This is a genomic window from Polycladidibacter stylochi (assembly GCF_001562055.1).
Classification (GTDB): domain Bacteria; phylum Pseudomonadota; class Alphaproteobacteria; order Rhizobiales; family Stappiaceae; genus Pseudovibrio; species Pseudovibrio stylochi.
This window is the reverse complement of sequence record NZ_LLWE01000042.1, coordinates 1-20,647: the sequence shown is the minus strand read 5'-3', so window position 1 is coordinate 20,647 and position 20,647 is coordinate 1. Positions and strand designations below refer to the sequence as shown.

At 45.5% G+C, this 20,647-nt stretch carries 23 protein-coding genes and 1 pseudogene; 17 read left to right on the top strand and 7 right to left on the bottom strand.

The genetic code is table 11. The features are described from left to right. Positions 1-2 precede the first annotated feature (2 nt). The 4 genes from AYK67_RS15935 to AYK67_RS15920 all read left to right on the top strand — a co-directional run bounded on the left by AYK67_RS15935 (position 3) and on the right by AYK67_RS15920 (position 3,222). Positions 3-716: an alanyl-tRNA editing protein gene (locus AYK67_RS15935; RefSeq protein WP_068089185.1), complete on the top strand. Its 714-nt coding sequence runs from the start codon at positions 3-5 to the stop codon at positions 714-716. Positions 717-718: 2 nt separating this feature from the next. Continuing rightward, positions 719-1,564: a 3-mercaptopyruvate sulfurtransferase gene (sseA, locus tag AYK67_RS15930; RefSeq protein WP_068089182.1), complete on the top strand. Its 846-nt coding sequence runs from the start codon at positions 719-721 to the stop codon at positions 1,562-1,564. Positions 1,565-1,775: 211 nt separating this feature from the next. Beyond that, positions 1,776-2,447, top strand: coding sequence for an outer membrane protein (locus AYK67_RS15925; protein WP_068089179.1), 672 nt, complete (start codon positions 1,776-1,778; stop codon positions 2,445-2,447). 157 nt (positions 2,448-2,604) lie between these two features. Further along, a complete protein-coding gene (locus AYK67_RS15920; protein ID WP_156453194.1) occupies positions 2,605-3,222 on the top strand; it encodes an outer membrane protein in 618 nt (205 codons plus the stop codon). 132 nt (positions 3,223-3,354) lie between these two features. Here the strand turns inward: AYK67_RS15920 and rpsI are convergent, their stop codons facing one another. Together rpsI and rplM are read right to left on the bottom strand one after the other, a co-directional pair. Then, positions 3,355-3,831 (bottom strand): 30S ribosomal protein S9, encoded by a 477-nt coding sequence (gene rpsI, locus AYK67_RS15915; protein WP_068089172.1) that lies wholly within the window; start codon positions 3,829-3,831, stop codon positions 3,355-3,357. A gap of 2 nt (positions 3,832-3,833) precedes the next feature. Continuing rightward, positions 3,834-4,298: a 50S ribosomal protein L13 gene (gene rplM, locus AYK67_RS15910; RefSeq protein ID WP_068089169.1), complete on the bottom strand. Its 465-nt coding sequence runs from the start codon at positions 4,296-4,298 to the stop codon at positions 3,834-3,836. A gap of 500 nt (positions 4,299-4,798) precedes the next feature. Here rplM and AYK67_RS15905 point away from each other — a divergent pair, with 500 nt between their 5' ends. Further along, on the top strand, positions 4,799-6,295 hold the full coding sequence (locus AYK67_RS15905; RefSeq protein WP_068089167.1) for a glycosyltransferase: 1,497 nt from the start codon (positions 4,799-4,801) through the stop codon (positions 6,293-6,295). A 326-nt stretch (positions 6,296-6,621) separates the two neighbouring features. On the opposite strand, the gene AYK67_RS15900 is transcribed toward AYK67_RS15905, so the two are convergent. The 3 genes from AYK67_RS15900 to AYK67_RS15890 form a co-directional block, all read right to left on the bottom strand. After that, positions 6,622-6,984 (bottom strand): VOC family protein, encoded by a 363-nt coding sequence (locus AYK67_RS15900; protein ID WP_068089164.1) that lies wholly within the window; start codon positions 6,982-6,984, stop codon positions 6,622-6,624. A 428-nt stretch (positions 6,985-7,412) separates the two neighbouring features. Then, on the bottom strand, positions 7,413-7,913 hold the full coding sequence (locus AYK67_RS15895; protein WP_156453193.1) for a hypothetical protein: 501 nt from the start codon (positions 7,911-7,913) through the stop codon (positions 7,413-7,415). A 202-nt stretch (positions 7,914-8,115) separates the two neighbouring features. Further along, positions 8,116-8,559, bottom strand: coding sequence for a PaaI family thioesterase (locus AYK67_RS15890; protein WP_068089159.1), 444 nt, complete (start codon positions 8,557-8,559; stop codon positions 8,116-8,118). A gap of 270 nt (positions 8,560-8,829) precedes the next feature. On the opposite strand from AYK67_RS15890, the gene AYK67_RS15885 reads away from it, so the two are divergent. Beyond that, positions 8,830-9,657, top strand: a complete 828-nt coding sequence (locus AYK67_RS15885) for an enoyl-CoA hydratase (protein WP_068089156.1) — start codon at positions 8,830-8,832, stop codon at positions 9,655-9,657. Positions 9,658-9,776: 119 nt separating this feature from the next. Beyond that, positions 9,777-10,193 carry a CoA-binding protein gene (locus AYK67_RS15880; protein WP_068089153.1) on the top strand — a complete coding sequence of 139 codons (417 nt, stop codon included), beginning with the start codon at positions 9,777-9,779 and terminating at the stop codon, positions 10,191-10,193. A gap of 111 nt (positions 10,194-10,304) precedes the next feature. On the opposite strand, the gene AYK67_RS15875 is transcribed toward AYK67_RS15880, so the two are convergent. Further along, positions 10,305-11,072, bottom strand: a complete 768-nt coding sequence (locus tag AYK67_RS15875; RefSeq protein ID WP_068089150.1) for a MerR family transcriptional regulator — start codon at positions 11,070-11,072, stop codon at positions 10,305-10,307. 253 nt (positions 11,073-11,325) lie between these two features. Between AYK67_RS15875 and AYK67_RS15870 the strand changes: the two genes are divergently transcribed. The 6 genes from AYK67_RS15870 (at position 11,326) to AYK67_RS17385 (ending at position 16,141) form a co-directional block, all read left to right on the top strand. After that, the gene (locus tag AYK67_RS15870) at positions 11,326-12,090 is read left to right on the top strand and encodes an AfsA-related hotdog domain-containing protein (RefSeq protein ID WP_068089148.1); all 765 of its coding nucleotides are present in this window, start codon (positions 11,326-11,328) and stop codon (positions 12,088-12,090) included. A gap of 6 nt (positions 12,091-12,096) precedes the next feature. Beyond that, the gene (locus AYK67_RS15865) at positions 12,097-12,801 is read left to right on the top strand and encodes an HAD family hydrolase (RefSeq protein ID WP_068089146.1); all 705 of its coding nucleotides are present in this window, start codon (positions 12,097-12,099) and stop codon (positions 12,799-12,801) included. After that, positions 12,798-13,310 (top strand): DUF2165 family protein, encoded by a 513-nt coding sequence (locus tag AYK67_RS15860; protein ID WP_068089143.1) that lies wholly within the window; start codon positions 12,798-12,800, stop codon positions 13,308-13,310. Before AYK67_RS15865 ends, AYK67_RS15860 begins: the two co-directional genes overlap by 4 nt. 121 nt (positions 13,311-13,431) lie before the next feature. Continuing rightward, complete coding sequence (locus AYK67_RS15855) at positions 13,432-14,610, top strand: MFS transporter (protein ID WP_068089140.1); 1,179 nt, start codon at positions 13,432-13,434, stop codon at positions 14,608-14,610. Between the two features lie 328 nt (positions 14,611-14,938). Next, entirely contained in the window at positions 14,939-15,361 is a 423-nt protein-coding gene (locus tag AYK67_RS15850) for a MerR family transcriptional regulator (protein WP_208976322.1), read from the top strand. Between the two features lie 168 nt (positions 15,362-15,529). Further along, the gene (locus AYK67_RS17385) at positions 15,530-16,141 is read left to right on the top strand and encodes a hypothetical protein (protein ID WP_206597554.1); all 612 of its coding nucleotides are present in this window, start codon (positions 15,530-15,532) and stop codon (positions 16,139-16,141) included. A gap of 74 nt (positions 16,142-16,215) precedes the next feature. Here AYK67_RS17385 and AYK67_RS15840 read toward each other — a convergent pair whose 3' ends face one another. Then, positions 16,216-17,043 (bottom strand): Cof-type HAD-IIB family hydrolase, encoded by an 828-nt coding sequence (locus AYK67_RS15840; RefSeq protein ID WP_162265132.1) that lies wholly within the window; start codon positions 17,041-17,043, stop codon positions 16,216-16,218. Between the two features lie 308 nt (positions 17,044-17,351). Here AYK67_RS15840 and AYK67_RS15835 point away from each other — a divergent pair, with 308 nt between their 5' ends. The 4 genes and pseudogenes from AYK67_RS15835 to AYK67_RS17810 form a co-directional block, all read left to right on the top strand. Beyond that, entirely contained in the window at positions 17,352-18,641 is a 1,290-nt protein-coding gene (locus tag AYK67_RS15835; RefSeq protein WP_068089134.1) for an O-acetylhomoserine aminocarboxypropyltransferase, read from the top strand. Positions 18,642-19,020: 379 nt separating this feature from the next. After that, the gene (locus AYK67_RS15830; protein WP_068089129.1) at positions 19,021-19,773 is read left to right on the top strand and encodes a flavodoxin family protein; all 753 of its coding nucleotides are present in this window, start codon (positions 19,021-19,023) and stop codon (positions 19,771-19,773) included. A gap of 100 nt (positions 19,774-19,873) precedes the next feature. Next, positions 19,874-20,254 carry a DUF1622 domain-containing protein gene (locus tag AYK67_RS15825; RefSeq protein ID WP_068089126.1) on the top strand — a complete coding sequence of 127 codons (381 nt, stop codon included), beginning with the start codon at positions 19,874-19,876 and terminating at the stop codon, positions 20,252-20,254. A 61-nt stretch (positions 20,255-20,315) separates the two neighbouring features. Next, positions 20,316-20,487, top strand: a pseudogene (locus AYK67_RS17810) (transposase); the annotation flags it as partial. Positions 20,488-20,647: the final 160 nt, after the last annotated feature.

Below are 20,647 nucleotides of genomic sequence, written 5' to 3'. Positions count from 1 at the left end.
CTATGACATTTAAATTATTTGAGGATGACGCTTATTTACGCAGTTGCGAAGCACAAGTTCTTAGCATGCCCTCACCCCACGAAATTGTACTGGATAGGACCTGCTTCTACCCTCTTGGAGGCGGTCAACCGGGCGATCAGGGATATATCGAGTTACAAACCGGTGAGCAGCTTAAAGTAGTAAACACCAGATACACCAAAGACCGCAGCGCAATCATTCATGACCTCGAAAAAGAGGCCCACCTATTGGCCGGTGTTAAGGTTGTTGCTCATATCGATTGGCAACGCCGCTATTCTATCATGCGGGCCCACACAGCGCTTCACCTACTATCCGTTTTGTTGCCTTATCCGGTAACAGGTGGACAAATTGATGCTGCCAAAGGCAGGCTGGACTTCAAGCTGCCACCGATAGCTCTGGATAAAGAAGCGCTAAGCCAGCAACTGACGGAACTCGCCGCTCGTGATGAACCCGTAAGCACAGATTGGATAACCGAGCAACAACTCGACGATAATCCCGAGCTTGTAAAAACACTCAGCGTCACCCCACCGCGTGGTACGGGCAAAATACGCTTGATCCGGGTAGGCAAAAAAACAGATTTACAACCTTGTGGTGGCACCCATGTTTCCACAACAGGTGAAATTGGTCCCATTAGGGTAACTAAAATTGAAAGCAAAGGTCAACAAAACCGGCGCCTAAGAATTCAACTGGAGGAATAGTTATGTTGAATGACCCTATTGTCAGCGTTTCATGGCTACAACAACATTTAGATGCACCAGATTTGGTGGTCGTCGATGGCTCTTGGTACTTACCAGATATGGCACGAGATCCAATTGCAGACTATCAAAAAGAGCATATTCCAGGTGCAATCTTTTTTGATATTGATGCAATAAGCGATCAACAAACAGATTTGCCTCACATGGTACCATCGGCAGAGCAATTCGCCTCTGCCATGCGCCAACTTGGTATCAATGATGGCCAAACAATTGTTGTTTATGATGGCATGGGGTTATTTTCAGCCGCCCGCGTATGGTGGATGTTTAAACTCTTTGGTGTGGAACGCGTTTACCTGCTTGATGGCGGCCTCCCCGCTTGGAAGGCCGAAAATCTCCCGTTAACAGACAAACTGACTGAGCGGAGTTCGGGCCAATTCACGCCCAAGCTCAACCACGAGCTTATGCGAAATCTCGACCAGGTCAAAACAGCGCTAGATGACGGAAAAACACTCGTTCTAGATGCCAGAGGACCGGATCGCTTTGCCGGAAATATGCCAGAACCACGCCCCGGCGTTCGCCCTGGGCACATGAAGGGCGCGAAAAACCTACCCTTCAGCTCATTACTTCGAGACGGTAAGATGTTGGCAAGTGCAGACTTAAAAGCCTTGTTCAGCAGCTATAACCTGAATGATAATACACCGGTTATTACATCATGTGGCTCAGGTGTTACTGCTGCGGTTATCTCGCTCGCTCTAACACGTATCGGCCACCCGAACCACGCGCTCTACGATGGTTCATGGGCCGAATGGGGCAGCTCGAAACAAGTAGAAGTCATTAATGAAACAGCTTAAATAACAAAAACTCCCCCTCCGCATAACAAATATCAGGAGGGGGATAACATTGAATTTATTACATATAAATAAACGAACAACAAATACTATAAAGTACAATTTTAATTAATTTTATCTTACTTTTCCCGCAAAAAATACTATTTAAATAGTTAGATTTATTGCCAACCTTTAAAAAAAATACTACCTCATAAAAAAACAACCAGAGGTAGAAATGAAAAAACTATTTTTAATTGCTTTCACTCTAAGCACTATAGCAGGCCACGCACATGCTAAAGAACAGGTTGAAACAGAAAAAGCTGTTCCCATCACTTGGTCCGGTGCCTATTTTGGACTTAGGATAGGGTCTGGAACAAGTTCGTTGGAATTTGAGGCTCTTGATAGTGAGGTCAACGCGACTTCAGGAACCTTTGAAATTACAGTTGGTGGCAATTCTGTTAATAATAACTTCTTATGGGGCTATGAGCTTAGCCTAGGAACAGCACCTGCAGAGTTCGAAGAAAATAACCGCAACATGGAGCTGCTGGCAGTCGGCGAAGCTCGCATTCGTGTGGGTTTTGCAAAAGATAATGCCATGCTGTTTGCCACAGCTGGTGTAGGTGCCACATCAGCCAAATATGTAACCAATACCCAGTTTAGATCAGGTAGTACTTTATATACAAAAAAGACTACCAATGAAAAAGCTATCGGCTACACCTTATTGGGTGCCGGTGCAGGTATTAAGCTATCACATAGTTTTTCAATCCTGGCAGAGTACAATCACACGTTCTCAGGCTCAGAAACATTCAAAAAATCAAATAATAGCTTAGATAAAGATAGTTTTGATGAGGAAAGTTTGAATCTTTCATCAGATTCATTCAAAATCGGCTTAAACTATCACTTTTAAGATTTAACCTTGGGCGCTCTTACACAGCGCCCTACATCCTACTATTGCATTAGATAATAACTTCCAATTGTATAAATTGAAAGACACAAGCTCTACGCAATACAACTATTCAAAAATACTGGGTCAAATAAACAAGACAGGCTCTCCCAGTAAAGCAATGAAAAAACTCGCTCTCACCGCAATAGCTCTCCTAGTCCCTGCAACAGCGCATGCTTTTGGAGGCTACCAGACCCCCGCCCAAAGATTCCAAGGACCATATTTTGGAATAAAAGCAGGCTACCAGCAGACTTCCCCTAATAACCACACGAATGAAGAAAAAGTTGATTTCTCAACCGGTACTGTATCCGCTTACGCAGGTCTAAATATACCACTTGGAAGCAACTTGGTTGTGGGCGTAGAAACACAGTTTGGTAGCAATTTTTTAGAAGATAAAGTCAAAGAATATGGCTACAAGCAGAGCAACAGCGCCGAAGCAGTTGCACGTCTCGGCTTTGCGCAAGGCAATTTCATGCCCTACCTACGCTATGGCATCGGCCTGACACAAACAGAAATTTCAAAGAAAGATGCTGTCCTTGCTATTTTGAAGGACGAAACAGAATCCCTCACCTACTATACGTATGGTGCCGGTTTAGAAATGAAAGTAATTCAAAATCTATCCATTCGCGGCGAATTCCAGCACCGCAGCTCGGAAAAAAAGGAATTCGATCTAGATAGTAAAATCGACTTTAGTGCCAAAGATAATATTTTTGCTCTAGGTGCTGCGTTCCATTTTTAGTCGACACTTTAAAGCATCTTTATTTGACAGCGATTAAAAGTCATAACCTCCACCTAAGATGGAGGTTTTTACAAATGCAAAAAGGGCCACCCTTCGGGCAGCCCTTTTCGAAAATCGTAAAGCGAAAGAAGATTAACGCTTGGAGAACTGGAAGGAACGACGGGCTTTCGCCTTACCGTACTTCTTACGTTCAACAACACGGCTATCGCGTGTCAGGAAGCCTTCTTTCTTCAGTGCGCCGCGCAGCTCTGGCTCATAGTATGTAAGAGCTTTAGAGATACCGTGACGTACCGCACCGGCCTGACCGGAAAGACCACCACCGGAAACAGTTACAACAATGTCGTACTGACCGTCACGCTCTGTGAGCATGATTGGCTGGCGAATGATCAGCTGCAGCACTGGACGTGCAAAGTAAGTTGCAAAATCACGCTTGTTGATGGTGATTTTACCTGTACCTGGCTTGATCCAGACACGAGCGATCGCGTCTTTACGTTTACCAGTTGCATAGGCGCGGCCCTGGCTGTCCAGTTTTTGAACGTGCACAGGAGCTTCAGCCGCTGCTGGGGCGATTGCTTCGCCCAGATCCTCTAGGGATTGTAGCTCAGACATAATTAGCCCCTCTTCGCATTTTTGCTGTTCAAGCTCTTGAAGTCTACCAGTTCAGGAGACTGAGCTTCATGCGGATGTTCGCTGGAAGCGTATACACGCAGGTTAGACAGCTGACGGTTGGACAGCGGGCCACCTGGCATCATGCGCTGAACGGCTTTTTCCAGAACACGCTCTGGGAAACGGCCTTCAATGATCGCACGAGCTGTACGCTCTTTAATACCGCCTGGGTAACCTGTGTGCCAGTAGTACTTTTTATTTTCGTACTTACGGCCGGTCAAGATAACCTTGTCAGCATTAATCACAATAACGTTGTCGCCATCGTCAATGTGTGGGGTAAAGGTCGCTTTGTGCTTGCCGCGCAGACGATTAGCAATGAATGAAGCCAAACGGCCTACAACAATGCCTTCTGCGTCGATCAAGATCCACTTTTTCTCGACCTCTGCCACTTTGGTAGAGTGAGTTTTCATAGATTCTGTACCTGACTGGACAGTTGAAATTTCGGTAAGGGCATGCACGAAAGAAACCTTGCGTGCGCTCTTGTCGGGAATGGTTGATACGTGGTCTCGATCTAAAGGTCAAGAAGTTTTTATCTGCACTCGATATATTTTTCTCAACAAAAACAGTTATTTATAAAAACGGTATTATATTACCGTAATTTTCTAGCCATTTATCCCATAATAAAAGGAACAATGAGAACACTTATTTCACCTGACGCTACTTGTTTTAATAGTAACCACATACTGTGAGAGCTCAGACGCGGAAATTTCTATGAATTCTCTTTAAAATAATTACAGAGAAAAAAAATTAATTAAGCAATTACGACTCCCAATCCCGTAATATATAAAATTAATTAGTTTTAATTAATTATCTCACTTTCCTATAATTATTTTTATTCGTAGATTTCATAGGATTAACAAACAAAAACACAATCTATACTGTGAATAACGCATAGTTAAGGTAAGGTTATATGGATAGCAAAAACCGCATATTTATTGATTTAAGCGATATCATACATTTCACTCATCACAACAAGCGTGTAAGTGGTATTCAGCGTGTTGTACTCACCCTACTAAATGAGCTCAGGAAAATTGAGCGCAAGAGCACGACTATACATGCCGTTTTTCTAGATCCCTACGATCAGCATTTCAAAGAATTTGACTGTGATCTGCTTTTCAAAAACGGAATTTATAACCAAGAATTCATTCGAAAAGCGGTTTCGTACTATTACGTGCGCCCTGTACGGATTGGTAAATATCACAATAGACCGGTCAAACGAAACTATCACATTGTTCGCCGTTTTATTTTTAATAGTTTTCGACGCGCTACCAAGCCCAAAAAGCACCCACTTATTAAAGGGGAAGTGTCTTTAGGTAACAACGATACTCTACTCATGATGGGAGCAGGCTGGGATACACCCCATCTCGTTAAGGCCCTAGCCAAACTCTCAAAAGCCAAGGTGCGATTGCTGCCTTTGATTCACGATTTAATTCCGGTTTATGCTGAAGAGAACCAACTTTCCATGCATACACGCTCGTTCACCGATTGGCTGGATTCCTTATTGCCACATATTAACGAAGCGCTCTGCATTTCCAAAGCAACACAAAATGATTTGCGCATATATTGCGGTACAAAACAAAAGAAAATCACCACTCAGGTAATACCTATGTCCCACGAGTTTTTGTCGGGACCAAAACTAGAGATTCGACCGCAAGTATCTAAACTCAAAACAACAGATTACGTTTTATTTGTTGGCCCTCTCGAAGGGCGTAAGAATGGCATGCGCCTACTTTCCATTTGGCGACAATTCATCCACGACATTCCTAAGGGTAAGCTGCCTAAACTGGTTATTGCTGGCAACATACAACAGGGGGAAATTGAAGCACTCAAACTCAAGGTTTCCTGGGAGCGTATTCGAGACCACCTTGAGCTTATTGGCCAGCCTAATGACCATGAGCTGGGGTTTCTTTATAAAAATTGTCTCTTCTCATGCTTTCCCAGCAGTTACGAAGGTTGGGGCCTTCCCGTCGGTGAAAGCTTGTGGCACGGGAAGTTTTGCGTTGCTTCCTCCAAGTCTTCAATACCGGAGGTTGGTGGTGCTTTCGTCGACTACGCTGATCCAGATAACGGCCAAGAACTTTACGCTTGCATAAAGCGCCCTATTCTGGATCGTCATTATCTTCAAGAACGAACTGCAATGATCGATAAGGAAAAGCTACGCACCTGGAAAAATGTAGCTGACGATATTCTAGACTATATTAGCGAGCAGGAACCGATCAAAGCGCCCTCTATTCATAAGAGGGAAAAGGAAAACACCAGCCCTCCGCCCCATGAGCTACAAAGCACGCTTTCCGGCAAATCTGTATCTGTGCCTAAGCCTGATAGTAGTGCAGGAACACCCCGAACAGCGCCGTTGATTACAATTGAAACTCGCGGGGATGTAGAGACGATAAAAGAGCCCGGCTGAATGCGAATAACGAGCCGTTATCGTTAGCTTCTAGCGGCTATACTGCATTCAAGGCGCACCTTCTTAAAGTGGATACCGGGCCACATGTAACGCAAGATATTATAATGCGTGTAACGCAGATTATTATAAATAGTGTAGGCACTTCATCTTAAACGGCAACTGCTAAAAACGTTTGATTGCACGGAGTTATACGTACTCGCCTCCCCGTCCTTGTTTGTATCGGCTTCATTATAATAGCGTGCCTTTAAAGTGGCATTTTGCGCACAATCAATATGGTGAATACGAGTGAACCTCAAAGTGCTAACAAGTAGCCCAATATATAATAGTCACAGAGCTTGCATGAGCTCAATTCTGTTACCAAAAGGGTCAGCTACAAAGCAACGCTTAAACCCTTGTATTGCTACATCATCTTGGCAGTTATAGCCGTTTACCTCTAACCTTTGGCGCAGTCGCGTTAAATCCGAAACGACAAAAGCCGGATGTGCTTTGCGAGCTGGTAAAAAGTTTTCTTCAACCCCCAAATGTAAGTGAACCGCGCCAGCCTCAAACCAGCATCCACCTCGATTTGCCAGCGCTTGCGGCTTGGAGACTTCACGCATGCCCAACAGTTCAACAAAGAATGTACGCGCTTTTGCCTCACCGCCGCTTGGCATGGCCAATTGAACATGCTCAATTCTTAAAATTTGCATATAAAAACTCAACTTTCGACTCGATAGCAAGAATGTCAAATCTAGAACTTAAGTCACTTTAAAAACAACTTGCATTGTGAGTATAACCATCGAGTTGTTTTAAAACTGCTTTACACTCATTTTTCCAGGTAAAGCAAGTTTACGCTCAGAACGTCATGATCCGCCCCAAGTTACAAAAAAGTATAAATACTTAAAAGAATAACCGCCTGTAATTAAAATGGGAGCAAACAACTACCTGTTAACGGGAAATATGAGTTAATATTCCCGCATTTGTAACTGCCCGCCTCCCCCAATTTTGGTAATAACTTTCTTCATGTTAGTTAAAATATGCCCGCAGGAACTACTAGTAAAACCTCAACTAGTTGCATCACAGTTCAGCGGCCATTAAATAACGCGATTTTCACCTTTAACACCATTCCAGTTGGCAGCTATGAAATGCGCGCTGTTATCCAGCCCTCAACTTCGGCAGAAAGCAGCGCAACTTTATCAAACAGCACTTCCGCATGTGGCGAGTACAGGCTCCAGTCCACAGCAAAACATAGTGCGTAATAGCCCAGACCGGTAAGTACAACGGCATACTGACCAACTGATACAGGTGCATAATGCACGGGCCTATAGAGATGCCAGCTATTGCGGTAAATTTTAGTATTCAATAGGCTATTTCCAATAAGCAGGTTAAAAAACACCACGATTGCAAACAAAAGTGGTGCCCCCCAAAATGATGTATCCTCATAAAACGCTGTATTGCGAAATTGCCCCATTAAACGCGGCTCAGATGCCACGTAAAAATCGAAAAGTATCGGGACAAATAAAACCAGCACCACATTGAGCGCTAGAAAGCCCAAATACAACCAGCTCAAAAAATAACTCAACATTTGTAATGGAAAGAAAGCCACCACCCCAAGCAGCGAATACGCAGAACGCAACACAACAACCACTCCACAAGATGTGCTAGGCCAACAGTGCATTTCCCCCATGCGAAACCAAGCGCCAGCACTAAATATTTAAATTATTAATAAAACTTTAAATATTTAATTCAAGAACAAATAGCGATGCAAACACCCATGAAATTCAAGGGTTCGTAATCACCGCAAGCCTGCATCACATGAGATTTTATTTGAATTTCAGTGCTTAACGTGGCGGCATTGAGTAGGTCATGGTTGTATGCGCCACCACTTTCTGCCGATCAGCCCCGTATATTTCGCAATCGACCACCATCAGGCGCTTGCCCCGCTTTAAAAACCGGCAGCTGGCATAAACAGTCCCCGCTTCCGCTTTACGCAAAAAATTGATATTTAAATTGGTAGTTACCGCCAGTGCCTGCTCACCCTCGTGGCTTAAGATCAAAGCGTAGGCGGCAAGGTCGGCCAATGTCATCAGTACCGGACCACTTACCGTATTACCGGGTCGCAAATGCGCCTCACCCGCTTGTAAACACACCACCACACGCCCCAGCTCGACTGTTTCCAACGAATATTCATTGGCACGAGCAAATATTTGCGGAAACACCTGCGCCAAATACGCTTCGAGCTCATCGCGCTCCATGGCTAATCGTTCTGTAACCGCAATATTCATAGCCCTCTCCTCTCGTTTGCTTTACCAGCTACTCAAAGCGTCTTAGCAACCCACAGCTTGCCACAGCCCCCGCCATTACGAACTGAATAATTGGTCGCAATTGGATATGGTTCTGCGTAGCCAAAAGACGCAATAGCCGAATGCTGTAAAAAAGATGGTGGCTGTGCTTGATATAAATATGTCAGAAACCGCCTAAAACCATTGAGCTTTGCGCTCAATTGCACAACACTGCGGGCAAAGAACGTCTTTAACCTTTAGATAAAGCGATAAATGATGACAGCAGAAGCGCAAGACACCCCACAAACCGACAAACCACTCATTGGTAAGTTGCTACATAACAATGTATTACGGCTGGTACTGCAGCGACCCGAGCGCATGAACGCCCTTTCCATGGCAATGATGGATGCACTGCAGCACGAGTTAACACTGGCAGCCAGTGACCCGCAAGTGCGCGTAATTTTGCTCGGTGCCGAGGGTAAGGTCTTTTGCGGTGGTCACGATTTGAAAGAAATGACAGCAGCCCGCGCCAATGCCGATGGCGGCAAAGCCTTTTACGATGAAACCTTTGCCAAATGCGCCGCATTGATGCAGCAAATTGTCAATCTGCCCAAGCCGGTAATTGCCGTTGTTACCGGCGTTGCCACCGCTGCCGGTTGTCAACTTGTCGCCTCCTGCGATTTGGCATTGGCAACCGATACCGCCACTTTCTGTACACCGGGGGTCAATATTGGCCTGTTCTGCTCCACCCCCATGGTGGCACTGTCACGCGCAGCCAGCCGTAAGCAGGCGATGGAAATGCTGCTCACCGGCGAAAGCATTGATGCCTCCACCGCCAAGGATTTCGGGCTTATTAACCGTATTATCCCGCGTGACTACCTTGAAACCGTTGTGCAAAAATACGCCGAAACCATAGCTGCAAAATCGGCCCTGACACTAAAGACCGGCAAGGAAGCCTTTTATAAGCAAATTGATATGCCGCTGGATGAAGCCTACGCCTATACGGGGCAAGTGATGAGCGAAAACATGATGGCGCAAGACGCAGCAGAAGGCATTGAAGCCTTTTTGCAAAAGCGCACACCACAGTGGCAAGACAAATAAGCGCATGGTCTTGCACACCCGCAGCAATTAAGAATGAAGGTGCGCTTGGCGTTAGTAGAGCGCCCAGCGCCTGATAAACCAGCAGAGCATTGAATTAAATATAAAATTAAGGGCAGCACATGAACCACGATAATTACCCGCAAAATTATACGCTAGACATTCTAGGAAAAGTGAAATCAATCGCGCTGGTAGGTGCCAGTGCCAATGAAGCGCGCCCAAGCAACAAGGTAATGCGCTTTATGCAAGATAAAGGCTATAAGGTATTGCCGGTAAATCCGGGCTTAGCTGGCCAGCAACTCAATGGCGAAACCGTGTATGCCAGCTTGCAAGAGCTGCCGCAAAAGGTCGATATGATTGATATCTTCCGCAATGCTGAGGCCGCCGCCCTAATCATAGACGAAGCCCTTGTGCTAGAGCAAAAGCCGGATGTGATCTGGATGCAGCTGGAAATTCGCCACGATGAGGCCGCGCAAAAGGCCGAAGACGCCGGGCTGCAAGTGGTTATGAACCGCTGCCCGAAAATCGAGCTGAGCTAACGCAGCATACAGAACCCGCTGATTTCTGCCGTGAGCTTATCGAGCAATCAGCGGGTATACTTTATTGAATTCAAAATAGCACTTGGCACAGTTGAAGCACGACCCAACGTCCTATTTGGGGAGCCGAGTTGACCAAGCTTTCATGGCTTCATAGAGCCACTGGCTAAAGCCTTGAGATAAGCTCTCGAACCTTGCAATAAAATCAGGGTGGGAGAGATAAAGCTCGGCCAGCTCTCCGTAAGCCTGCCGATCACATTCACGGCCCCACATGTCGCCTACCCATTGCTGGTGGCCTAAGAGATTTGCCGCTTGCGGTTGCATACCTTCTTCATAGTTCGCCACCAATGCCGCTTCAATGCCTCGTAAACGCTCCAAGCCCTGCGGCTTCGCACCTTCGGTTTGCTGGCGATTGTGCGCACGGACCTCTTGGATTTCAAGCGCCATATCAGCTCCATATGTATCAATTAGCCACTTTTCATAGGACGCCTGTTTTTGCAGAGAAAATGGCTGGTAAAGTTCTTCAAGTTTCATGCTCTTACTTCCTTTAAGATGTGCAATACTATGATCGATTGCCGCGATCATTGCCGCTTGGCTGGCAAGGTCCATGACAAGCTTTTTGCGATGTGCTTTTAACCGCTCCAGCGACACCCCTTGCTCAAACAGCGTCGCTATTTCTTCAAGCGACATGCCTGCCGCACGATAGAAAAGGATTTCCTGCAGCTTCACGGCTTGCTCTTCAAAATAAATCCGATAGCCATTGGCAGCCTTTGCGCCGGGTTTCAGCAGCCCAATACGATCGTAATGATGTAGCAAGCTCACACGCACGCCCGATGCTCGCGCCAACTCACCAACTGTGTATTCTCTTCTACGTTGTTCCATAGCCAAGACATACAGCCTCACGCTGCTTGAGGGTCAACAGCCCTAATAAATTTGCGGTACATTATCTGTTGGATCTGCTGGATGCGTTGCAGCGAAAAATGTTATTGAATTAAATTTACGAAACGCGCCAAACATACTACCTCCCTACAACTATTATACTATTAAAATACAGGGAGTATCTTTCTTGACTCAAATCTACAGTTTACGTTAGTTTTACATTGTTAATTGATTTGGTCATATGAGGAAGTACTTTATGAAAGTTATTGTTGGTGACAGATTTAAGAATTTCGCCGATGTTGCTGGCGCAATCACATCAAAACAGGCCATTCGTGAGCTAACGAGAGGCTCTGACCATCAAGGATTCATGTTAGGACAGGGCATTCACGAGCAAGATGCGCATGTTATCTCGGTTTTAGCGCATGCACTTGGTTTACCCTGTCAAACACTCGAAAAAGATCGGCACCGCGCAGGGCGCGATGTATGCCATAAACATCAAGTACATAATGAACTCATCTCACACCCACGTAAAATTGAAGACGGCGTATTTGAGGCAGATATTCTAATTGATGATCGCAATGAAATTATGTCAGATCACATGACAGGGTGCCACTTGCAAGGCATGCTACTTATCGAGGCCATACGGCAAATGTTCATAGCCGTGAGTGAAACGCAATATGCACATTTAGGCGTTCCGGCCGGTGGTTATGTGGTTTTCAATCGGCTTGATATCGCGTTTGAGCAATTTGCGTTTCCCATTGCAACAACAGTTAAACAACAGGTGCACTCTGTCACCCAACCCCGCCCGGACCGGGCCGTTTTCGCTGCCACTCTGGAAGTCTATCAGGACAAGCGACGAGTTGCCAAAACCCTAGTAGATTACACAGTTTTCGAGAAAGCCTCGCTGAAACCAAAAGAGGAAAAACTCGCGCAAAAAGCGGTTGAAGAGCTGCTCGCTCAAAATGCCGTACCTTACATTGCAAATGAAGTGAATACGAATGACATGCTGGCGGCGGGGTAGAGCTTCATGAGTGGTAACAATAAGTTTGCTTTTTTTGATGTCGATGAGACGTTGGTTTTTGAAAAAACTATGTTTTCCATACTCAACAAACTGTCTTTTCACTTTAATGAACTCGATGCGGCAAGCCTATTGAAACAGCTACGAGATATGCGCCTGCAAAATATCCCTCGTGAGGAAGTCAATAGGTATTTTTATCGTTCTCTGGCAGGTCTCAAGCAAATCGAGGTGCGTAAGATCGCAAAGGACTATATTAACATGCGATTGGCGAACAACGGACATCGCCCGTTCCTTATTCCTGAAACGGTGAAAGCATTACACGATTTAAAAAAAAATGGATTTGAGCCGGTTTTCGTTTCCGGCTCTGCGATTGACTTTCTTTTCCAATTAGCACAAGCGCTCGGCGTACGTCATGTGCTCGCAACTGCGCTCTCAACAGATTCCAAAGGTTGTTATACGGGCAAGCTAAGTGGCGATTGTATGATTGGCGCAGGTAAGGCAAACGCAGTCGGGAAATTCATGGCAACCCATAAAGCTGATCCAGCCCTGTGCTATGCATTTGGTGATCACATATCCGACGCTGATTTCATAAGCTTAGTCGGTCATGGCAACTTGGTTGAAGGCAGCAGCGCTGCAGAGCACTTAGCCGTCGAACGTGGCTGGACCATAATCCCCTTACAAAACCCTTTAAAAGCGATGGGGGCAACCCTATGAATAACCGAATGATTTGGGCACTGCCCCGCTTCACAATTATTGCAGGCCTCTCTGTCTGGATGACAATCGCTGTTTTGAATAACATAACCGATCAGGGTACAAATGTTGTTCATCTCGCTAATATGTTAAGCATGCGCCTATTAATCGAAGACCCAGTATTTGGAAATGGGCTAGAATGGCGTGCGTGGTCGGGCAGTTCTGCCCAAGTTGTGTTAGTTACTGTCATAATTTGGCAAGTACTCACAGCATTTTGTCTTTGGGTTGCAACCTTTCTAATGGGTGTTGTAGCAGTAAAAGAAATAAACTTCACTCGTGCACTTGTCACGAGCAACATCGCCCTCTCCATGTTTATCGCCCTATGGCTGTTGTTTATGAGCGGCGGTCTTTGGTTTGGTTACTGGATGAAGCAAGGTGCAATCCAGAATGTGCATATGACTCTGATCATTATGTCCATAGCTGCACTAATTTTCATAAATCAACCTCACGAACTACAAAAAAGCAAACAATAGAGGTAATGGAACAGGGCTTACTCTAATTTTTGCCGTTATCATTTAGCGAATAAAAAATGAGTAAGCTCTACTTATCCATTGCCCAAAACCATTTCATCCTCTAATTTACAGTTGACGTTAAATGAGTAATTTCAAGCAATACAATTTGTTAGCTGCTTTGATGATCACAGGGATCTTCGTAGTCGGCCAACTATACCTCACTATTCCCTTAACTGCAGCAGTAGCCAACCACTTTGCAGCTCACACATCTGATGCCACTTGGGCAAGCACAGCTTTTGGCCTGGCTTATGCCTCGGGCTTCTTGGTCTTTGGAAATCTGTCTGACAGATATGGCCGCGTTATCGTAATGATTGTGGGTCTCGCATGTCTTAGTGTAATTACAGCGCTCATCACTCTGAGCAATTCCCTACCTCAATTCTTAATTTTACGCGGGCTCCAAGGCTTTATCGCAGCCAGCTTCCCACCCACAGCCTTGGCGATGATTTCGGAAAAAATATCCATTTCCAAACGCGCTCAGGGTGTAGCAATGTTAAGCTTTGGTTTTTTGGCAGCCGCCCCTCTTTCCCAATTACTGGCCGCAAACGCCAACACCAGCCCAACTTTGCTAATGCTGTATCTCTCGCCAGTTTATGCGCTTGCTGCCATATTGCTTTTTTATCTTATCCCCCAAAGTGTTTCCGCCCCCAAAAGTGGTATGGCCGACACATCACAAAGCCAAATTCAAAGCACCAGTGAAAAACTGTTAGGCTTATTCACTAATACTCGCATTACTTCTTTGTGGGTCGCTGCATTTACCCTTCTGTTTGCCTTTGTGGTTTTTCAGGTCCAATTAAACCTGATCCCTAGCATAAATGAAAGTAAAGCCGCTATCATCAAGCTTTGGGGCCTACCAGGGTTATTTCTTACGCTGGGATTTGGCTGGTTTTCGCAGCGCTTACAACCCGAGCGTATCGCTGTGCTGGGTATGATTGTTGCTGCTATCGGTTTAATACTACCACTCTTGGGAAACGATACATGGTCACTCGCCTCATTTGTCATTTCCTCAGGCATTGCTTTAGCAATTCCGGGTGTTATCACCATGCTAGCGATGAACACACAACCAAATAATCGCGGCCTCGCAATGTCGCTATACACATTCTGCCTTTTTGTAGGGGCAAGTCTGGCCCCACCCGCAACCATTGCAGCCCAAAAGTTCTCTCCGACACTCATACCACTTTGTGCAGCAACCCTACTGCTTGTCGCTGTACTTGCGATCGCCTTCTTTGGTTCAAAAAACACAGAAACCACAGCGACTAACTAATTGTTTACACCTCGGCAGACAGACTGTTAGCCTCTTGAAGCCGGGGTGCTATTATCTCCCGCATAAGCGAAAATGATGAAAACTAATCCTGCCTATATTAAAGCCTTGCAGTGGAGATATGGCAGTCATCTGTTGCATGGCCCCATTGAATCGCTTGACTATCACCACCTGCCTTCTTGCTTAGCCCTGATCATAACGAGGGAATATAAACCCTTAGCTTTAAGACCTGATTGCCCTAGCAATACGCCATTCACTAAAATATCAGAGTTGACATAAATACGACATAATGATATCTACAGTTCACGTTATATTGATAAAGGCAAAAGCATTGACACAAGAAACAATGAAAATTGGCGAACTTACCAAAAAGGCAGGTGTCAGCCCCCGCACAGTACACTATTACGAAAGCCTCGGCCTGATTACGCCTCTACAGCGAGCCGGAGCCAGCCATCGCCTGTATGAAACGATTACGTTGCAACGACTGGAAAAAATTGCTGCCCTTAAAAAACTAGGGCTTTCTTTGGAGGAAATTGTCGATGTAATTGATCTTTACTTCACCGAGGAGGGTTCTCAGCTCGCTGGCAAACAAAGGGTCATTGAAATTCTTAGAAAACAACTTACAAAAGTTGACAGTCAAATCGATGAGCTTAGCCAATTTCGCAGTGATTTAATAAAAAATATCAAACATATGGAACGCTTGTATCAAGAGGCATCCGAACGACGCGAAAAACGGCCCAATTCCGCTCTTTGAATTACCGGTAAACAAAACGGAACAACTACCTGTTCAGCGGCTAACAATTAATCACTGTGTAGTCATAGTATTATCACATTTTATTTCTACAGTTAACGTAAGATAGATATTAATAACTACTCGTGTTTTATGTCCTGCACTTATCGCAGCTCCGAAAGGAAACCAGTCATGAATACCGCAGTTACCCTATCCCTCCTTTGGCTTGGCACCGCCCAACCTGCCGATTTCACCCCCACAGCAACAATGCAAGTAGAAGTAGATAAGAAGAACGCTACTCTCACCCGCAGTATGCGTCGTAATGGAAGTAACGCTCATTTGGGCGGCGAGCATATCTCGTCCATCACTCGTGACGATGGCCGCCTGCTTGGTTATGTGCGCATGACAGCAGACATGGCTGCCCCCGCACCTTTGCCAAGTAAAGACGAGGCACACGATATTGCCATGCAAGTGCTTTCAAAGCACGCACCTGACTTACTGGATGCCCATAAGGTACACTGGATTGCGCCGCACGATGAAACCATTCGCGTACTTAAGGATGGAAAAGAACAATCGCTCACACTCACTGGCATGAAAGTAAAAATGCGCGCTACAAACAAAGATAAACTGTGGTTCTGGGTGATTGTCGGCCCCCAAAAGCAGGTCATGGTGTTTGAGCGCGACATTTACTGGCGCACCATCCCAGGGAACCGGCGCACAGAAAAATGGCTGCATGACAATTGGCTTGCAGAAAGGCCAGAAGCCCAACAGAAAATGCAGTTGGCAAGCCCAGCGAATAAATGACTTTTCTCTAACAAAAAGGCGGCAGCCCAACGGCTCCGCCTTTATTTGTTCTAACAGGTAAAAATAGCCTGCCGTTATTTTTTAAGCACTGCTGCCTGAATGTATTTTGCTACCGCATCTTCGCTACAAACGCCAATTCGCTCGGCTTGAGGCACGGTACGGCGCACGCGCTCGTGGGCACCGCCCATCAAAACACCACGACCAACCCCACCCAGCATTTCTACATCGTTCATGCCATCACCAAAGGCCAGGCACTCATCCAGTTCAATGTCATGGGCTTTGGCCACCTGCTGCAAACCAAACAGCTTGGAAACCCCTTTGGCCATCACCTCAAGGCATTGCGGTGATGAAAAGCACACGTGAACTTGCTCGCCAAAACGTTCGATAATACGCTCTTCCAGCTCTACCAAGATGTCATAGTTGCCTTCAGTTTGATTGAAGAACACTTTAAGCACGTCGCTGGTCGGCACCGGGCCGCCCTCAAAAAACTGAGGAGCCATATTAAATTCTTGTTTGTGCTCGCGCATCCACTCGGTTTCTACCGAGCTCCACCAGTGGGTGATGGTGTATATGTTGACAACCACCCCCTCATGCTCCTGTGACATTTCCAACAGGGGCGTCACGAGATCGCCGTCTAGCAGGGTTTGAGAAACCACTGTGCCACATGTGGCGTGTACTTGTGCACCGTTCGAAGTGACCATAAAGGCAGGTTTACCGGTAACCTGACCTATTTCGCAAACATCCAGATAATGCCGGCCCGTGGCATAAACAAATATTTTCCCGGTATCATGCAGCTCTTGCAGTGTTTGAATGCTTAATGCACTCAGTTTTTTATCGGGCGCTAGCAATGTCCCGTCCAGGTCCGAAGCAACCAGACGAATTTCTCCTACTTGAGATGGCAATGAAATCTCCATTCTTCCTTAGCGCCAAAATCGCAATAGGCTGCTCTTCATAAATCAAGATACAGCACAACATGCCGTAACGCTTCTAACAGATTATCATCCAAAATAGGACCTAGGGAAATTTACTAGTTCACGACAGAATACCAACAGGTTAACTTTTATTGAAGGGGCACAAAACAAGCACATTATATTCATTCTTGCAACTTGCCAACGATATGCCAAAACTGGCATAAATCCCCACAAGATTTGCAAGCAAACAAATCAAAGAGCAATAAAAAAAGTCAATTATAGCCCAAAGAGGACATTAAATGAGCGACAAAGCGCAGGGTTTCGATACTCTTTCAATTCATGCCGGTGCGGCGCCAGATCCCACCACCGGTGCCCGCTCCACACCAATTTATCAAACCACCGCTTATGTTTTTGATGATGTTGACCACGCGGCCGATTTGTTCGGCCTTAAGGCATTTGGCAATATTTATACCCGCATCACCAACCCAACCACCGCTGTATTGGAAGAACGCGTGGCCAAGCTGGAAGGTGGTACCGCTGCTCTTGCGACCGCCTCCGGTCATGCGGCCCAGCTGCTGGCTTTCCATGCCCTTATGGAGTCAGGCTGTAATATTGTGGCTTCTAAAAAGTTGTATGGTGGCACTATCAACCAGCTCAACCATTCCTTTAAGAATTTCGGGTGGAACGTGAAGTGGGCCGATGCCAACGACCCCGAGAGTTTTGCCGCCGCTGCTGACGAAAACACCCGCGCCATCCTTATTGAGAGCCTTGCCAACCCCGGCGGCGTGGTAATGGATATCGCCGCGATTTCCAAGGTGGCCAGGGCCGCCGGTGTGCCGTTGATTGTCGATAACACCATGGCAACACCGTATTTGTGCCGCCCGATTGAGCACGGTGCCGACATTGTGTTGCATTCCCTCACCAAGTTCATGGGCGGTCATGGCAACTCCATGGGCGGCGCGATTGTTGATGCCGGTACGTTTAACTGGTCGGCAAGCGACAAATTCCCCATGCTCTCCACCCCGCGCCCCGAATATAATGATATTGTCATTCACGAAAGCTTTGGCGCTATGGCGTTTACCATTTGTTGTCGCGTGTTGGGCCTGCGCGATTTGGGACCAGCTATCTCGCCGCAAAACGCCTTTATGCTGCTCACCGGTATTGAAACCCTTTCCTTGCGCATGCAGCGCCATTGCGACAACGCGCTGAAGGTTGCCCAGTTCCTTAGCAGTAACGAGGCGGTTGAGTGGGTTTCCTATGCAGGGCTGGAAAGCGACCCCTACCACCCGTTGCAACAAAAATACTGCCCCAATGGCGCGGGTGCCGTGTTCACTTTTGGCGTGAAAGGCGGCTATAACGCCGGTGTTAATCTGGTCAAGAACGTCAAGCTGTTCTCGCATTTGGCCAATATTGGCGACACCCGCTCGCTCATCATCCACCCGGCCTCCACCACCCACCGCCAGCTGACCGACGCGCAAAAAACCGCTGCCGGTGCCGGACCCGATGTCATCCGCCTCTCCATTGGCATTGAGGATGCCGCGGACATAATCGCGGATCTGGAGCAGGCCTTGGCCAAAACCCCGCTGTAAGCGCAAATCACATTAGTGCCCTCTCAATTCTAAAGCCAATAACAGCGTACCAATAATACAGTGCGCTGTTATTAAAACCAATTGCAAGACAACAACTCACTGATCCCTCTCTTAAAATAACTATAGTATTTGTCTTTAAATTTTCGACCCAACGCCTTCAACACTTGCTAAACTAATAGTTATTCATAAGAAATAAAAAAGACAAAGACCAACATAATAAATATTTACTTTTATAAATAAAATTGATGCACTATATATATTCATTAAAAGCTAATAGATTTCATGTGTTTTTATAAAAGTTCTTCTAACTACCTAAAGTTATATTTGTTAATCGTCGATAACTTCTTCTACATCTACAGAAATATGAATGGAGAAGATAATGCCAATTTCATTATTTCATAGCATGAAGAAAGATGGTCCCCTTAAAGCCGTATTTCTTAATTGCACATTAAAACAAGGACCTGAAGTTTCAAATACTGAGGCACTTTGCAATTTATTAATTCAAAGATTAAAGCACCATGAGCCAGATATAGACTGTGAAATCATTCGAGTTGTTGATTACAATATAAAGCCTGGGGTTTCCAACGATGAAGGAGACGGAGACCAATGGCCTCTCATACTAGATAAGATCAAAAGATGTAACATTATCATCCCTGCTATGCCAATATGGATGGGGGTACGCTCTTCGATAATGCAACGGGTCATAGAACGCCTAGATGGCTCAACTAAGACTGTGCTTTGTGAAGACACAGGGCAATTTCCATTATACGGTTCTGTTGTTGGTTGTGTTGTGACTGGCAATGAAGATGGCAGTCATAATTGCGTTGCAAACACGATTGCGAACTTACTTCACTTTGGTGCCACCGCTCCCCCAAATACCGATCTATATTGGGTGGGAGATGCTGGCCCTGGTGCAAGTTTTATTGAAGCAGGTGGAGCACTTTCCCCATATGTACGACGAAATGCCGAACTAACTGCCATTAATTTACTACATATCGCCAAAGTTCTGCAGCAAAATCCATTTACGATTTCTATCAAACAGCACAATAAAAAAATGATGGAACGTAACAAAATTAAAATGCAGGCAATGCAAAAAGCTATGGCCTTCATGAAAGAACACATGCCAGACTGACAATCAGAGTATAAGTCGTATACTGCCAGTAGTTTGCAATTAAAAGTAACCTGCTGGCAGTAGAGTAGCCGTTTTTGTAAGAAAAGGAATATACAGGACGATGTCACTACCTTTTTCACAGGCTCTAGAATACTTAACCATTTTAATTGATTTTATCGGTTACATAATTCTTATGGTTACTGCGGGAAAGTTCGTTCTACAATATGTAAAGTTCGAGTTGCATCGCCTAAGTGGGCTAAGTTGTGCTCTTGCTTACCAAAATATGAGAATGGAGTTTTTAAGTCAGGTCATACTTGCGATCGATTTTATGGTCATCTCCGATGTAATTAAGTCTGGTCTTGCTAAAGACCTAAATACACTCATTACGCTTGCCGTTTTTGTATTAATCCGTTCTGCTCTTGCTTTTTTCCTTGGCCTAGATTTAAAACAAGTACAGCAAGAACATATTACTAAAAGTGAAAATCTTTCTAGTCATAACTAGGCTCATTGTTCTTTTGGGGCCGACCTGCTTCATTTTAGTTAACTGGCTGACGGAATTACAGATGGAGCTGCTACGGCTCTTCTCTCCCCAAGAACATAGCGCCGATCAAGGATTGATGACCGCGTATCATGAGTGGTATTATCTTTATAATCATCAATGGGTTACGCTAGCGCGATACGCCACACAACTACGGTCCACATAAGACAATTTATAACCGGTTCGTGCGCTGGTCAAACTAGGGTCTTTTGAAATAACTTTGAGGACCTAGCCAAACATACAAGCACAAGGCTGTTTTTTGATACGGTATTCCCCCCGGAAATTGATTGAGTTTAAAAGTAGAGATATTGTTGCCTCATATTGAGGACTAGTTTTATGAAGAAATCTCGGTTTAGC